Annotated in this window: 13 protein-coding genes and 2 tRNA genes; 7 read left to right on the top strand and 8 right to left on the bottom strand. The window is 56.8% G+C overall.

What is annotated here, in order from left to right; all coding sequences use genetic code 11:
- Positions 1 to 49: 49 nt before the first annotated feature.
- Positions 50 to 2455 carry an endopeptidase La gene (gene lon, locus DI396_RS00080; RefSeq protein ID WP_110794769.1) on the top strand — a complete coding sequence of 802 codons (2406 nt, stop codon included), beginning with the start codon at positions 50 to 52 and terminating at the stop codon, positions 2453 to 2455.
- A 159-nt stretch (positions 2456 to 2614) separates the two neighbouring features.
- Here lon and DI396_RS00075 read toward each other — a convergent pair whose 3' ends face one another.
- Positions 2615 to 2803 carry a hypothetical protein gene (locus DI396_RS00075; protein WP_110794153.1) on the bottom strand — a complete coding sequence of 63 codons (189 nt, stop codon included), beginning with the start codon at positions 2801 to 2803 and terminating at the stop codon, positions 2615 to 2617.
- 149 nt (positions 2804 to 2952) lie between these two features.
- Here DI396_RS00075 and DI396_RS16645 point away from each other — a divergent pair, with 149 nt between their 5' ends.
- From DI396_RS16645 to DI396_RS00055, 4 genes are all read left to right on the top strand, one after another.
- Positions 2953 to 3453, top strand: coding sequence for an HU family DNA-binding protein (locus DI396_RS16645; RefSeq protein ID WP_235851683.1), 501 nt, complete (start codon positions 2953 to 2955; stop codon positions 3451 to 3453).
- 43 nt (positions 3454 to 3496) lie between these two features.
- Positions 3497 to 3571, top strand: a tRNA-Val gene (locus tag DI396_RS00065).
- Between the two features lie 217 nt (positions 3572 to 3788).
- The gene (locus tag DI396_RS00060; protein WP_110794152.1) at positions 3789 to 5543 is read left to right on the top strand and encodes a sugar phosphorylase; all 1755 of its coding nucleotides are present in this window, start codon (positions 3789 to 3791) and stop codon (positions 5541 to 5543) included.
- Between the two features lie 34 nt (positions 5544 to 5577).
- The gene (locus DI396_RS00055; RefSeq protein ID WP_110794151.1) at positions 5578 to 6045 is read left to right on the top strand and encodes a hypothetical protein; all 468 of its coding nucleotides are present in this window, start codon (positions 5578 to 5580) and stop codon (positions 6043 to 6045) included.
- A 3-nt stretch (positions 6046 to 6048) separates the two neighbouring features.
- On the opposite strand, the gene DI396_RS00050 is transcribed toward DI396_RS00055, so the two are convergent.
- Both DI396_RS00050 and DI396_RS00045 read right to left on the bottom strand, forming a co-directional pair.
- The gene (locus DI396_RS00050; protein WP_110794150.1) at positions 6049 to 7269 is read right to left on the bottom strand and encodes a glycosyltransferase family protein; all 1221 of its coding nucleotides are present in this window, start codon (positions 7267 to 7269) and stop codon (positions 6049 to 6051) included.
- A 25-nt stretch (positions 7270 to 7294) separates the two neighbouring features.
- The gene (locus tag DI396_RS00045; protein WP_110794149.1) at positions 7295 to 8089 is read right to left on the bottom strand and encodes an HAD-IIB family hydrolase; all 795 of its coding nucleotides are present in this window, start codon (positions 8087 to 8089) and stop codon (positions 7295 to 7297) included.
- Positions 8090 to 8136: 47 nt separating this feature from the next.
- Between DI396_RS00045 and DI396_RS00040 the strand changes: the two genes are divergently transcribed.
- A tRNA-Val gene (locus DI396_RS00040) sits at positions 8137 to 8212 on the top strand.
- Positions 8213 to 8418: 206 nt separating this feature from the next.
- Here the strand turns inward: DI396_RS00040 and DI396_RS00030 are convergent.
- The 5 genes from DI396_RS00030 to DI396_RS00010 form a co-directional block, all read right to left on the bottom strand.
- Complete coding sequence (locus DI396_RS00030) at positions 8419 to 10620, bottom strand: NADP-dependent isocitrate dehydrogenase (protein WP_110794147.1); 2202 nt, start codon at positions 10618 to 10620, stop codon at positions 8419 to 8421.
- Between the two features lie 229 nt (positions 10621 to 10849).
- Positions 10850 to 11656, bottom strand: a complete 807-nt coding sequence (locus DI396_RS00025; protein WP_110794146.1) for an ABC transporter permease — start codon at positions 11654 to 11656, stop codon at positions 10850 to 10852.
- Positions 11653 to 12534 carry an ABC transporter permease gene (locus DI396_RS00020; RefSeq protein ID WP_110794145.1) on the bottom strand — a complete coding sequence of 294 codons (882 nt, stop codon included), beginning with the start codon at positions 12532 to 12534 and terminating at the stop codon, positions 11653 to 11655. Before DI396_RS00020 ends, DI396_RS00025 begins: the two co-directional genes overlap by 4 nt.
- An 81-nt stretch (positions 12535 to 12615) precedes the next feature.
- Positions 12616 to 13353, bottom strand: a complete 738-nt coding sequence (locus DI396_RS00015; RefSeq protein WP_110794144.1) for a transporter substrate-binding domain-containing protein — start codon at positions 13351 to 13353, stop codon at positions 12616 to 12618.
- A gap of 35 nt (positions 13354 to 13388) precedes the next feature.
- Complete coding sequence (locus DI396_RS00010; RefSeq protein WP_110794143.1) at positions 13389 to 14108, bottom strand: ABC transporter ATP-binding protein; 720 nt, start codon at positions 14106 to 14108, stop codon at positions 13389 to 13391.
- Positions 14109 to 14382: 274 nt separating this feature from the next.
- On the opposite strand from DI396_RS00010, the gene DI396_RS00005 reads away from it, so the two are divergent.
- Positions 14383 to 14548: transposase (locus DI396_RS00005; protein ID WP_162617109.1), on the top strand; the 166-nt coding region annotated here is incomplete at its 3' end.

The following is a 14548-nucleotide window of genomic DNA, read 5'->3' as shown; positions in this document are numbered from 1 at the left end:
TGCCGCAATCGGGACCTTTGGATCATCTGCCCATAACGAAGGAATGAGCATGCAAGAGTCTCTCAATTCATCCTATCCCGTCCTGCCGTTGCGCGACATTGTCGTGTTTCCGCATATGATCGTGCCGCTTTTTGTCGGCCGCGAGAAATCTGTGCGTGCGCTCGAAGAGGTGATGGCGGATGATAAGCAAATCCTGCTGTCGAGCCAAATCGACCCCGGTGTCGATGATCCCGACGCAGAGGGTATTTACGATGTCGGCGTTTTGGCCAATGTGCTGCAATTGTTGAAATTGCCCGATGGCACGGTCAAGGTTCTGGTCGAAGGTCAGGCCCGTGTGCGCATCACTGATTATATCGAAAACGATGATTTCTTCGAAGCCAAGGCCGAATACCTGACCGAAGAAATGGGCGATCCCGAAACGATCGAAGCTTTGGTGCGCACGGTTGCCAATGAATTCGAACGCTATGCCAAGGTCAAAAAGAACATCCCCGAAGAGGCGCTGTCAGCCGTCGAAGCCAGCACGGAGCCGGAAAAGTTGGCCGATTTGGTTGCGGGGCACCTCGGCATTGAGGTCGAGCAGAAGCAGGCTCTGCTTGAAAGTCTCACCGTATCCGAGCGGCTGGAGCAGGTTTACGGATTGATGCAGGGCGAAATGTCTGTGCTTCAAGTCGAGAAGAAAATCAAAACCCGCGTCAAATCGCAAATGGAGCGCACCCAGCGCGAATATTACCTGAATGAGCAAATGAAGGCCATTCAGAAAGAATTGGGTGACGGCGAAGACGGGCAGAACGAGGTCGCCGAATTGGAGGCGCGCGTCGCGGCCACCAAGCTGAGCAAAGAAGCACGCGAAAAAGCCGATGCGGAGATCAAAAAGCTCAAGAACATGAGCCCGATGAGCGCCGAAGCCACCGTCGTGCGCAATTATCTCGATTGGATGTTGGCGATCCCATGGGGCGTTAAATCGCGCACCAAAAAGGACCTGAGCAAGGCGCAAGAGGTGCTCGATGCTGATCACTATGGTCTTGATAAGGTGAAAGAGCGCATCGTCGAATATCTTGCGGTGCAGCAGCGCAGCCAAAAGCTGAAAGGCCCGATCATGTGCCTTGTCGGCCCTCCGGGTGTGGGCAAAACCTCGCTTGGGAAATCGGTTGCCAAAGCCACGGGGCGCGAGTTTATCCGCATCTCGCTTGGCGGCGTGCGTGATGAAAGTGAAATCCGCGGCCACCGCCGGACCTATATCGGATCGATGCCCGGCAAGATCATTCAGGCGTTGAAAAAAGCCAAGACCACCAATCCGCTGATCCTGCTCGACGAGATCGACAAGATGGGTCAGGATTTCCGTGGTGACCCGGCGTCGGCCATGCTCGAAGTGCTTGATCCGGAACAGAACTCTACTTTTGTGGATCACTATTTGGAGGTCGAATACGACCTGTCGAACGTGATGTTCCTGACCACCTCGAACAGCTATAACATGCCTGGGCCTTTGTTGGACCGGATGGAGATCATCCCTCTGGCCGGTTATACCGAGGACGAAAAACGTGAAATCGCGCGGCAGCACTTGCTCGACAAACAGATCAAGAACCATGGCCTGAAGAAGGGCGAGTTCGAGGTCACCGATGGTGCGCTCAACGAGATGATCCGCCGCTACACCCGCGAGGCGGGCGTGCGTAACCTTGAGCGCGAATTGGCGAAACTGGCCCGTAAAGCCGTGACCCAGATCGTCAAAGGCGAGGTCAAAACCGTATCTGTCACGGAAGAGAACCTCGACGACTATCTCGGGGTGAAGAAATTCCGCTACGGACTTGCCGAAACCGAGGATCAGGTCGGCGTTGTCACCGGTCTTGCCTATACCTCTGCGGGGGGCGATTTGTTGCAAATCGAAGCGCTTCGCTTGCCGGGTAAGGGGCGGATGAAAACCACCGGTAAGCTCGGCGATGTGATGAAAGAAAGCATCGACGCGGCGAGTTCCTACGTGCGTTCGATCAGCCCACAAATCGGGGTAAAGCCGCCAAAGTTCGAGAAATGGGATATCCACGTTCACGTGCCCGAAGGCGCGACCCCCAAAGACGGGCCAAGCGCCGGCCTTGCAATGGTGACCTCGATCGTTTCGGTTTTGACCGGTATTCCAGTGCGCAAGGATATCGCCATGACCGGCGAGGTGACCCTGCGCGGCAATGCTTTGGCGATCGGCGGCCTCAAGGAAAAACTGCTCGCGGCACTTCGGGGCGGGATCAAAACCGTGTTGATCCCCGATGAGAATGTCAAAGATCTGGCGGATATTCCGGACAATGTGAAAGAGGGGCTGGAGCTCATTCCGGTTAAACATGTGTCGGAAGTCTTGGAGCATGCTTTGGTGCGACGGCCCGAACCCGTGGAATGGGATGAGGAGGCCGAAGAGGCCGCTGCTGCGGCTGCATTGGCAACCAAAGAGGGGCCGCAAGCCACCGCACATTGATCCAGCATGATCGGCGGCGCGGCGTGGTGCCGCATCGCTGATTTATGCATTAATGTTCAGTGCAAACCCACTGTTATAAAACAAGAAAGGCGCATCCCATCGGGTGCGCCTTTTGTCGGTGAAGAGATCAAAATTCTGCGCGCGGCAGGCGCGTCAGGATTAATTTGTGGCTGCAATTGCCACCAAGGCGGTGAGCATCACCAAGAACACTTGCGGATCAACCGAGCTTGTCGCGGCGTCTGTGGCCACGATCTCGGTTTCCATAACCGGGTCCGAAAGGGTGCCGGCATGGGCAAGGGGGGCAGTGAAGGCAGTGACAATTACGGTGGCGGCAAGAAAACGGCGCATATAGAATATCCCTGTATATATAGGTTAGATGCGCTCCAATATGCGCATATGTGGTGTTGGGTCAACTCTGCACTGGTTTGGGAAAATTATTGACGCTAAGCTGTAGCGTAACAGCAATCCCCGCGACCCCAAGCGAAAGAGACATTCCGATGGCCAAGGTCCCCAGCTCGCCTAAACGTACTCCGGCAAAGAAAACCACCGCGTCCAAAACATCCAAAACACCGATGAAAAAGACAGCGGCTGCCAGCACTCCCGCCGCCGCCCCGCAACAAAATCCGGCGTTGGCGGGGATGTCCACCACCGGTGTTTTGCGCCCCGATACGCCAGACGCCGCGATGCCCAAACCGGTTTTGGTCACCGATGCGGCGCCGAATGTGGCCCTTGCACCCTTGCAAAAAAAGGAGCTGCTCGAAGCGGTCGTAACCCGTTCCGGCATCAAGAAGAAAGATGCAAAACCCGTGGTCGAAGCCATGATGGCGGTGATGGGTGAGGCTTTGGGCGAAGGGCGTGAATTGGAGCTGCAACCCTTTGGCAAATTCAAGATCAACCGCATCAAGGACACCGGAAACGGCAAGGTGATCATCGGCCGTGTGCGGCAAAGTCTGGGCGGCAAGCGGCGCGGTAACGTCATTGATGATAGTGATGACTAAGGGCTTGCCATGGCCCGCGCGGGCGGCTAAATAGCCCGCCAATGGGTGATTAGCTCAGTGGTAGAGCGCTTCGTTCACATCGAAGATGTCAGGAGTTCAAATCTCTTATCACCCACCATTTTATCCGGCTTGAAACATCTTGCTCGTCTTGCGACTTGCACTGCACGCTGTTGGCGGCCGTGCCGTCTCAAACTGTTTTCATTTTGCGGGTCACGGGTGTTCGGACTGCGTAAATAACAGGCATTGGTGCAATATTAGGCGGCTCTGCGCGTTGCAGGGTTGAACCTGATGCTATGATTTGAAATCAAAGGGATAGGTCAGGCAGGGAGCAACACATGTGCGGCGCGACAGAACAAGCATCCGGTTTCGCGGCACGGTTGGCGCAGCTTGTCGGGCAGATCTATCCGCAGGTGGACAGCGCGATCCTCGTCTCGCAGGTGGTCGAAGCCTTTTGGCCCGAAGAACGTCACCGCCGCAAACGCCGCCGTGCCGCTGGCAACGGGCAATGGTCCGAAGCCGACGCGATGGTGATTACCTATGGCAATACCATCGTTGATGGTGTGCATAAACCGCTCGATTTGCTGCGTGATTTTCTACATGAACATCTCGCGGGTGTCGTCAACGGCGTGCATATTCTACCGTTCTTTCCCTATACCTCTGATGACGGATTTGCCGTGACGGATTACCGTGCGGTCAATCCGATGCTGGGCGACTGGGAGGATATCGCGCGCATCGGATCGGAATTTCTGCTGATGTCCGATTTGGTGTTGAACCACGTGTCGTCGCAATCAGTTTGGTTTAATGAATACCTGCAAGGCCATGAACCATATGATAAATTCTTCTTCGAAGCCGATCCCGCCGATGACCTGAGCCAAGTGGTGCGCCCGCGCACGCAACCCCTGCTGCGCGAGGTGGAAACCGCCAATGGCCCGCGCCATGTTTGGTGCACCTTTAGCCATGATCAGGTTGATCTCGATTTCTCGAACCCCGAGGTATTGCTCGAATTTTTGCGGGTGATGCGATTGCATATCGACCAAGGCGTGCGGATCATCCGATTGGATGCGGTGGCGTTTTTGTGGAAACAGGTCGGCACCAGTTGCATCCATCTGCCGCAAACCCATGCGATCGTGAAATTGATGCGGCTTTTGGCGGATTACGCCACCGAACCGGTGATATTGCTCACTGAAACCAATGTGCCGAATGCCGAGAACCTGTCCTATTTCGGGCGCGGTGAAGAGGCGCATGCGGTGTATAATTTCACTCTGCCGCCGTTGGTTTTACATGCCATGTTGTCGGGATCAGCCGAGCACCTTTTACGCTGGCAAGGCGCGATGCCACCGGCGCAAATGGGATGTGCTTATCTCAATTTCACCGCCTCGCATGATGGCATCGGGATGCGGCCCGCCGAGGGCAAGTTAACGCCTGACGAAACTCTGCAAGTGATTGATGCAGTGCAGCAATTCGGCGGCAACGTGTCGATGCGCGCGCTGCCCGGCGGGGGGCAGTCGGCCTATGAGTTGAACATCACCTGGTATGAGGCGATGAAGGGGACCTTCGCGGGCGAGGACGAGCATCAATTCGACCGGTTCATCGCCAGTCAGAGCCTTGTTATGGCGCTTGAAGGGATTCCGGCGTTTTACATTCACGCGCTGCTTGGCACGTCCAATGACATCGAGGGGGTGGAAAAGACCGGCCAGAATCGCGCGATCAACCGTGCGCGGTTGGATTATCCGGCGCTTCAGGCGGAATTGGCCAATGCAAACAGCCGCACAGCGCGGGTTCTGTCGGAAATGCGCCGCCGTATCGGTATTCGGGGGGCGCAGGCGGCGTTTCATCCCAATGCGACGCAATTCACCTTGCAACTTGACGACCGGATCTTTGGCCTCTGGCGGCAAAGCATCGACCGGCGACAATCCATATTTGCCCTGCATAACGTCAGCGCCGATCATCTGCGCCTTTCGCCCATGCAAATGAACCTGATCGAAGGCGCGGTTTGGACGGATTTGCTGAGCGGCGAAGTGATTGACCCTGCCGCGCAAGAAATCGAATTTGCGCCCTATCAATGTCGCTGGATCAGCAATCGCGGCTAGGGTAGGGTGCCCTTGGGTCACTTTGGGGTATCTCATGCGAAACAGAATTTTCATTGCCGCAATCATCGGCGCCACGGTCCAAACCACCGCCGCGCAGGCCGATATCCGCCCGCTGACGGGGCTGTGGCAAGGTGGGGCGCAGTTGACCGGTCATAGCGGATGCCCACCGGAGATGGCCGCCAGTGCCCCAAGCGATATGGGCTATGCGCCGCGCCGGATTGAATTTCCGGATGTCTTTGACGGATCGGCCATTCCCGGCGATTTCACATGGGTGCGCGTGGCCGAAAACCATTGGCGTGCCCAGCAAACACAAAACCGGCCCACGCCGATGGGCGCACTGCGCATGTCGTTTACGCATAACCTGCATGTGGACAGCGAGATCGACTTAAGACAGCTGTCCACGGTCAATGTGAGTTTGCCGCAGGCGATGGCGCAAATGTTGGGCACGGGGGCCGATTGCACCCTCCATTCGCGGGTGGATCATCACCGCGTCGGGGATTAACCCCTAACCGAATTCCGCAATATCTGCATCAACGGCGTCGATGATATCGGACATCAGGGATTGATCGGCGGCATGGACGCGGTTCCACGTCGGGATAAACGGCGTGTCCGAGGGGAATTCCAAAAACACATGTCCGGCCTCGATGATGTTATTGGCGAAGAGTTCGATGGTTTTCTCTTCGCTATGGCGGTCAACGCTAAGCCCGTTCATTTTCGCATCGTTGTAATAGCAATCCAGAAGATCGAGGGCCGAACGGTAATAGGTCGCCTTGAGCGTGCGGAAAATCTCTTCGGTGAACACCGTGCCATCGGCGGCCAGTTTGCGGTAGATCGCTTTGCAAATGTCGATCGACATGCGCGACAACCCTTTGGAGGCATCCTCGGGCGACAGGACCTGATGTTTGTGGTCATAGGCATCGGAAATTTCGACCTGACACACGGATTTGGGGGCCAGATTGCGCCATGCTTCGGACAATACTCCGATCTCCAAACCCCAATCGGACGGGATGCGCAGATCGGGCAGGATGCCGGTGCGCATGGCAAATTCGCCGGACAGCGGGTAGCGGAAGCTTCGCAGGAAATCGAGATAATCGCGGTCCCCGATCACCCGTTTGAGCGCGATCAGAAGCGGCGAGACCAAAAGCCGGCTAACCCGCCCGTTGATCTTGCCCTCGCCAATGCGAGGATAATACCCTTTGGCGACTTGGTAGGGGAAGGCGGGGTTAACCACCGGATAGATCAGCCGCGCCAACATATCGCGGTCATAGGTCAAGATATCGCAATCATGAATGGCCGCCACGGCGCTGTCTTGTTGCGCCATCAGATAGCCAAGCGAGGTCCACACGTTTTTACCTTTGCCCGGCTCCTTGGGGGCAAGGCCCAATTCGGTCAAACGCGCATCAATCGCCTTCATTCGCGGGCTGTCATTCCAGATCACCACATGCTCTTGCGGCAGAACCGAGAAAAATTGCCGTGCATGGCGGTATTGCGCTTCGTCGGCACGGTCGAGCCCGATGATGATGCGGTGCAAATAGGGCACCTGCGCCAGCTCGTTCAAGATATTGGGCAAGGCATCGCCTTCAAGCTCGGAAAAAAGCGAGGGCAGGATGAGCGAGATTTTCCGCGTCGTTGCAAAGGTTTGCAGCTCATGCGTCAATTCATCCGCGCTGCGGGTGCGCAGGTTGTGCAGGGTTGCGATATTACCGTTCTGGTGAAAATCAGCCACGCGGGGGGCTCCTTTTGGATCGTATTTACTGCTCGTCTTGCTCAGAGGTTAGCCCTAACATCACGGCGTTCCAACCGCTTGGCCCTGCCTTTTGGCTGATTATCGTGCGACGTGCCTCATTTTTAGGCAAGTCAGGGAGAGGTGCGCCATGCGGGTTGCTGATCACCACGGCGATGTCGGCAGCGGCAAGCATCTCGCTGTCATTGGGCGCATCGCCAAGGGCAATCATCGTATCGGCGCCATACTGTGCTGCGATCTGCGCCATACGGTCGGCTTTGGTAGCGCCAAAGCTCAAGGTCAAATACCGCCCCCCCATACGCGCCCGAATGCCCATATCGGCCAGCGCGGCGAAAAAATCCGCCTCTGTTACGCCGTGCGCCTTGGCCATGTCGGTGTTCCAAACGCCCGGTTCGGAAAAACCGCGCGCCTTGGCAAGGGCTGCATTCGATTGAGGCAGTCCGGTCAATGCGGCGACCTCGGCCACGTCGAGATCGCCAAATCCGGTGAAAGGCGCGCGCAGGGCGGCGGGCAGGGCATCCAAAGCGGCGCGCAATTTCACATACTCGCCAGCCGCATCCGGCGCGGCCCCCGATTCGAGCAACCCCGCGCCATTTTCAACGATGGCAGGGCAGGCATCAAACCCCATGGCCGCCCGCAGCGGCGCGATCTCTGCTGCCGTCTTGGACGAGGCGAGGATCAAGGGAATGCCCTGTTTTTTCATAACCTCAAGCGCAGGGCGCGCAGGGGACCAATCATAGGTTTCATGATCCAAAAGCGTGCCATCTAGATCGGAAAAAACAATGATACGTTTTTTTGTCATCTTGCCTCTTGCGCCCCTGTCTTCTTTTGCGCTAAACGCCCCCTCACGGGTGATTAGCTCAGTTGGTAGAGCGCTTCGTTTACACCGAAGATGTCGGGAGTTCGAGCCTCTCATCACCCACCATTCTCATTTCATGTTTTGCGGACCATCGCGCGATCAACGCCATATTGGCGATGTGGTTCCCGCTGCGATGCCACATTCGTTTGAAATGCTAGATACTTTGTCGCCAAACGCGCCGGTGTCGGCGCATGCGTTGGCCGCATCATCTGCCACAAAAAACGGCGCGCTGCCAAAAGCAACGCGCCGGTTCAATTCATAAGGCCGGGTGCTTAGCCGATGATGGCATTCAGCGTCGCCGAGGGGCGCATCACGGCTGCGGTCTTGGCCGGATCACCGTGGTAGTAGCCGCCGAGGTCCACGGCATTGCCTTCGGCGCCTTGGAGTTCTGCCAAAATCGTGGATTCGCCTGCGGCGAGTTTCTCGGCAATCGGTGCGAAATGCGCCGCCAAGGCAGCATCTTCGCCCTGTGCGGCCAGACTTTCGGCCCAGTAACGCGCAAACCAGTAATGCGATGTCCGGTTGTCGTTCTGCCCGACTTTGCGTTCGGGACTATTGCCGTTTTCCAACACCTTCTGCGTCGCATCTTCGATCGCGGTGCCCAAAATCTCGGCGGCCTTTTTGCCCTTGGATTCGGCGAGGAATTTGAAGCTTTCGCCAAGCGCGCAGAATTCGCCGAGGCTGTCCCAACGCAGGTGGTTTTGCTCCATCAACTGTTGAACGTGCTTGGGGGCCGAGCCGCCCGCGCCCGTTTCAAACAATCCGCCACCATTCATCAATTTCACGATCGACAACATTTTCGCCGATGTGCCCAATTCCAAAATCGGGAAAAGATCGGTGAGATAGTCGCGCAACACGTTGCCGGTGATGGTCACGCAATCTTCGCCCTTGGTCATCACGTCGAGGGTGAAACGGGTGGCTTCGCGTGGGGCCATGATCGGGATGTCGATGCCTGCCGCTTTCAAAGCAGGCGTTACATATTTGATGATCTCCGCGTCGTGGGCACGGTTTGCATCCAGCCAAAAGGCGGCTTTTCCGGTGGCTTTGGTGCGTTCAATCCCCAGTTTGATCCAATCCAGAATAGGGGCTTTTTTCGCCGTGGCCGAACGCCAGATATCACCGGTTTCGACCTCATGCGCATGCAGAACCTCGCCGTTGTCCAAAACGATGCGGATCACGCCCTTTGCAGGCGCTTCAAAGGTCGTGGGGTGCGATCCGTATTCTTCGGCTTTTTGCGCCATAAGGCCGACGTTGGACACGGCACCACATGTGGTCACGTCCAATTTGCCATTTTCTTTGAAGTAATTGATCGTCTCGTCATAGACGGTCGCATAGCAATTGTCGGGGATACAGCATTTGGTGTCGGCGGCCTTGCCATCCGGACCCCAACCGATACCGCCGGCGCGGATCACGGCCGGCATCGAGGCGTCGATGATCACATCGGAGGGCACGTGCAGATTGGTGATGCCGTTGTCGGAATTGACCATATAGAGCGGTGGCTTGTCGGCCAATGCAGCGGCCAGATCGGCCTTCAATTCGGCATTATCGGCAATCCGCGCTTCCAGATCCCCGATACCGGCATTCGGGTTCCATCCCAGAGCTTCAACCGCGCTGCCATGTTTGGCCAGAAAGTCTTCGAGGTAGACCGAGACAAAATGGCCGAAAATGATCGGGTCGGACACTTTCATCATCGTGGCTTTGAGGTGCACCGAGAAGAGCACGCCCGGTTCCATCGAGGCGACTTCGGCTTTGACGAAATCGCGCAGGGCGGTGGCGCTGAGGAAGGTTGCATCGACAACCTCGCCCTCGGCATAGGACAGCCCGTCTTTGAGAACCGTTTCGCTGCCGTCTGAGCCGGTAAAGGTGATCTTCGCGCCGCCGGCCTGTGCGGCGGTGATGGTCGCCGAAGTCTCATTGGCGAAAAAGTCATTGCCATCCATCGAAGCAACATGGGTTTTGCTGTCTGCGGACCAATCGCCCATGGAATGCGGGTTCTGCATGGCGTAGGATTTGACCGCTTTGGCGGCGCGGCGATCCGAATTGCCTTCGCGTAGGACCGGATTTACCGCAGACCCTTTGATCGCGTCATAGCGCTTGCGCACATCTTTTTCCGCGTCGGTTTGGGGATCCTCGGGGTAGTCGGGCAGGGCGAAGCCTTGGCTTTGCAATTCCTTGATTGCCGCCACAAGTTGCGGCACCGATGCCGACACGTTCGGCAATTTGATCACGTTGGCCTCAGGAGTTTTAACCAATTGGCCGAGTTCCGCCAAATCGTCCGACACGCGTTGATCTTCGGTCAGGACATCGGGAAAGGCCGACAGGATACGCGCGGCGACCGAAATGTCGCGGGTTTCGACGCTGATATCGGCGGCGCCGGCAAAGGCGCGGATGATCGGCAGCAAAGAGGCGCTGGCCAATTCGGGGGCCTCGTCAACGGTGGTGTAAATGATGTCGGGGGTTTCGGTCTTGGCCATCTGGTGTCAATCTCCGCAGGTCTGTGCTCCGCGCCGCTGAAACGGCAAAACGGGCCCGCGCGGGAGGTCGAAAGCGGGGAATCCGCCCCAACGCCGCGCCATTGGCTTCCGATTAAATGGGACGGGCGCGATAGTCAATGTGTGCCGTTGTATACAATGGAATTTGGCAGGTTTTTACACGCACCTTAATCGGCACGACCAAGATGGCGCGCAGGATGCTCTCATCGGCTTAGCGGATCAGGTTAAACCGCAGCCGCATTTTTGGGGTGTCTGTGCGCGGAAGGTGGCGGTTCAGGTGTCGGTTCACCGCGCCGAAAATAGTGATGATCACCAGCGTCAGCAAAATGAAATAGCCGGCAAGGATCGGGTAGGGGATAAAGGGGTTAAAGGTTTTATCGGCAAAATAGCTGGCGTAATAGAGCGCATCGCCGCGCTGTTGCCGTGCGGGAAAGCCGCTAAAAAATACCAAGGTGGTGGCGTGAAACAAAAAGATCGCCTCGTTGGTATAGGCAGGCCACGCCAGCCGTAGCATGGTCGGCCAGATCACCCGCCGGAACCGGCTCCACCCGGTGAGACCGTAGGCATCTGCGGCCTCGACATCGCCCTTGGGAATGGATTGCAGCGCGCCATAGAAAATCTCGCCGGTGTAGGCGGCGGTGTTGAGGAACAGTACAATCAGCGCGCCAAGCCAAGCCGCAGAAAAGTTGTCGAACAACGGCGCATATTGTTTCAGCGACAGGAACAAGAAGTAGCCAAAGAAGAATTGGATAAACAGCGGCGAGCCACGAAACAGGAAAATGAACCAAGACGCCGATTTACGCACAAAACGGTTTTGACTGGCTTTGCCGAGACCCAAGGCCGTTGCCAATAAAAAACCGAAAGCCAAGGCAAACACCCCGAAATAGATATTCCAGATCATGCCCGACCCGATCAAGGTCACCTGTTCGCAGAGGGTAAAACCGTCCCGTGGCAGCAAGCGTTCGCCATAGCCCAGCGCGCGCAATCCGTAATCCTGAATGGTTTGCAGGCAACTCATGCGGTTTTCCTTTGCGCTTCGCCGGCGGTGGTGGCCTGCCCGCGAGTGAGCCGCGCCATAAGCCGGTCAAGCACCACTTCGGAGACCCGTGTGAAGGCGAGGTAGAACACCAAGAGCACGAGAAAATAATAGATCCGCCAATCGCCATGGGGATATTCGGTAAATCGCGGCGTCTTGGCGCTGCCCAGATCGCGGGCCCAATAGACAATGTCTTCGACGCCCAGAAGAAACAAAAGCGGCGTGGCTTTGATCAGGACCATCCAAAGGTTGGACAAGCCGGGCAGGGCGAACACCCACATTTGCGGCACGGTGATGCGCCAAAAGGTCTGGCGCGGGGTCATGCCATAGGCTTCTGCGGTCTCGATCTGGCCGCGCGGCACGGCGCGCATCGCGCCATAAAGAACGTTGGCCGCAAAGGCGCCAAACACAATCGCAAATGTGAGCACCGCCAAGGAAAACCCGTATACCTCATGCACCCATTGCGGGCTATTGCCCAAGGGGATTTTGGCGGCTTGGCAGACGATGAAATCGCTGCCTTGGCGGATCGGTTCCTGCCAATCCGGGCATTTGACCTTGTGGCGCAGATATTCCAGCCCCTGATCCAGGGCGATGACGAAGAACAGAAAGAACGCGATATCTGGCACGCCGCGCACCACGGCAATATACCCCTTCCCGAGCCAGCGCAGCGGCGCAATCCGCGTCCGTGCCGCCATAGCGCCGCCAAAGCCAAAAGCCAAAGCCGCAGGTGCCGTAATCGCCAACAACAACAACACCGTGCCGAAGGCCGAATAAAAGGCCATATGTTTGCCCGTGGTCAAATAACAGCTGAGCCATGCCAGCCCCTCAAGCGAGGGCGGATCAACGCAATATTCAAACATTACGGAGCAATTGCAGCGGGGTGGGACACACGATCAGGCGCATGATAATAGGGTGGGCCGGTCACCCCACCCCGATCTCTCTTACTCATACACGACCGCGTCGGGGCCGAACCATTTGACGATGGCGGCGTTGATCGTGCCATCGGCTTTCATCGAGGTGATGGCGGCATCAAATTTGTCTTTCAATTCGGTATCGCTTTTGCGCAGGCCGATGCCGATGCCGCCGCCCAATTGCACGTCCTCGCCCGTGAACACCATCTCGCCACTTGACGCTTCGACCGTCGGGATAAGCGCATCCTTGTCGGCGAAAACGGCGTCCGCTTCGCCCGAGGTTACCGCTGCGATGGTGTCATCATAGGTGGCAAACTCCAGCAAGGTTGCACCTGATTGCGCCACATGGCCTGCTTGGATCGTGCCGGTTTGGGCGGCAATCACGCCGCCGGTGATGTCGGCATCTTCGGAGAGCGCGGCATAGGAAGACGAGGCGGGCGGGATGTAATTTTGCGTAAAGTCAATCACCTCTTCGCGTTCTGCGGTGATCGACATGCCCGCGATGATGGCGTCATAATTGCCCGAAGTGAGGTTCGGGATGATGCTGTCCCATTCATTTGTAACCCACTCACAGGTCAGTTCGGCACGTTTGCAAAGCTCATCACCGATCTCGCGCTCATAGCCATCGACCTCGCCGTCATCGTTGAGAAAGTTATAGGGAGGGTAGGCCCCCTCGGTGCCCAAACGAACGGTTTGTGCGTGGCTTTCGGCCAAGGCAAAGGTTGCGCTAAACGCCAATACGGCGGTGGAAAGAAGGATCGTTTTCATGGGTCATACTCCCGTTTACTGGTGCGTGTTATGGTTTAAGTGGCAAGGGTGGCCGATAGAAAGCCGCGCAACCTTTCGGATTTTGGCGCATTGAATAGGGTTTCTGGCGGACCTTCTTCTTCGATCAATCCCTGATGCAGGAAAATGACATGGTCGGACACATCTGCGGCCAACTTCATGTCGTGGGTGACGATGATCATGGTCCGGCCTTCGGTGGCCAAATCCTTGATCACCTTGACGACTTCTTGCTCCAACTCGGGATCAAGCGCCGAGGTCGGCTCGTCAAACAGCAAGGCTTCGGGCTCCATGCACAGCGCGCGGGCGATCGCGGCGCGTTGCTGTTGTCCGCCGGATAACTGCGCCGGATAGACATTGCATTTGTCGCCGATCCCGACCTTGTCCAGATAAGCGCGCGCGGCGTCGTCGACCTCGTCCCGGTCCCGTCGCAGCACCGTCAAAGGCGCTTCTATGACGTTTTGTAAAATTGTCATATGCGCCCAAAGGTTGAATTGTTGAAACACCATGCTCAGGTTGGTGCGGATGCGCAGGACCTGTTTGGCGTCCGAGGGGCGGCGATCATGGCCATGCCCCTTCCAGGTCACAGGTTCGCCTTTGAACAGGATCTCGCCCTGTTGGCTGTCTTCGAGCAGATTGCAACAGCGCAGCAGGGTCGATTTGCCCGATCCCGATGATCCGATGAGCGAAATCACCTGCCCACGCTCTGCGCGTAGACTGACACCCTTGAGCACCTCCATACCGCCATAGGCTTTATGGAGTCCGTCGATCTGGATGACTGGGGGAGGAGAGGTGCTCACGGTCTTTGCTCTTGTTGGTTCCGTCCCTGATAAGGCGATAAGTTGCCCGCAATTGCAACGGGTTCTCACATCAAGGATGCGAAAGTGACTAAAGGTTAGGCAGTTGGTTTCACCATGATGCTGCTCTGCACGCGGTTTGTCGGACCCAAACTGGACCTGTCGCGGTTTGATGCCGCTCCTTTGATAGCATTTACTGCAACAAAGGAGACTGACTATGGGATTGAAACGGACGGACGAATTCCGCCAGGATGCGGTGCGTATCGCGCTGACCAGTGGGCTAACGCGTAAGCAGGTGGCTGATGATTTGGGTGTCGGGATGTCGACGCTGAACAAATGGATCACAGCGCACCGAGATACAGATGTGGTTTCGAAAGAGGATT

The sequence above is a fragment of the Litorivita pollutaquae genome, from assembly GCF_003205515.1.
Taxonomy (GTDB): Bacteria; Pseudomonadota; Alphaproteobacteria; order Rhodobacterales; family Rhodobacteraceae; genus Litorivita; species Litorivita pollutaquae.
This window is presented reverse-complemented; position numbering and strand designations above follow the sequence as displayed.

Coding starts and splice junctions, on each gene's coding strand:
- lon (WP_110794769.1), top strand. CDS start 50: ATGCAAGAGTCTCTCAATTCATCCTATCCCGTCCTGCCGTTGCGCGAC.
- DI396_RS00075 (WP_110794153.1), bottom strand. CDS start 2,803: ATGCGCCGTTTTCTTGCCGCCACCGTAATTGTCACTGCCTTCACTGCC.
- DI396_RS16645 (WP_235851683.1), top strand. CDS start 2,953: ATGGCCAAGGTCCCCAGCTCGCCTAAACGTACTCCGGCAAAGAAAACC.
- DI396_RS00060 (WP_110794152.1), top strand. CDS start 3,789: ATGTGCGGCGCGACAGAACAAGCATCCGGTTTCGCGGCACGGTTGGCG.
- DI396_RS00055 (WP_110794151.1), top strand. CDS start 5,578: ATGCGAAACAGAATTTTCATTGCCGCAATCATCGGCGCCACGGTCCAA.
- DI396_RS00045 (WP_110794149.1), bottom strand. CDS start 8,089: ATGACAAAAAAACGTATCATTGTTTTTTCCGATCTAGATGGCACGCTT.
- DI396_RS00030 (WP_110794147.1), bottom strand. CDS start 10,620: ATGGCCAAGACCGAAACCCCCGACATCATTTACACCACCGTTGACGAG.
- DI396_RS00025 (WP_110794146.1), bottom strand. CDS start 11,656: ATGAGTTGCCTGCAAACCATTCAGGATTACGGATTGCGCGCGCTGGGC.
- DI396_RS00020 (WP_110794145.1), bottom strand. CDS start 12,534: ATGTTTGAATATTGCGTTGATCCGCCCTCGCTTGAGGGGCTGGCATGG.
- DI396_RS00015 (WP_110794144.1), bottom strand. CDS start 13,353: ATGAAAACGATCCTTCTTTCCACCGCCGTATTGGCGTTTAGCGCAACC.
- DI396_RS00010 (WP_110794143.1), bottom strand. CDS start 14,108: ATGGAGGTGCTCAAGGGTGTCAGTCTACGCGCAGAGCGTGGGCAGGTG.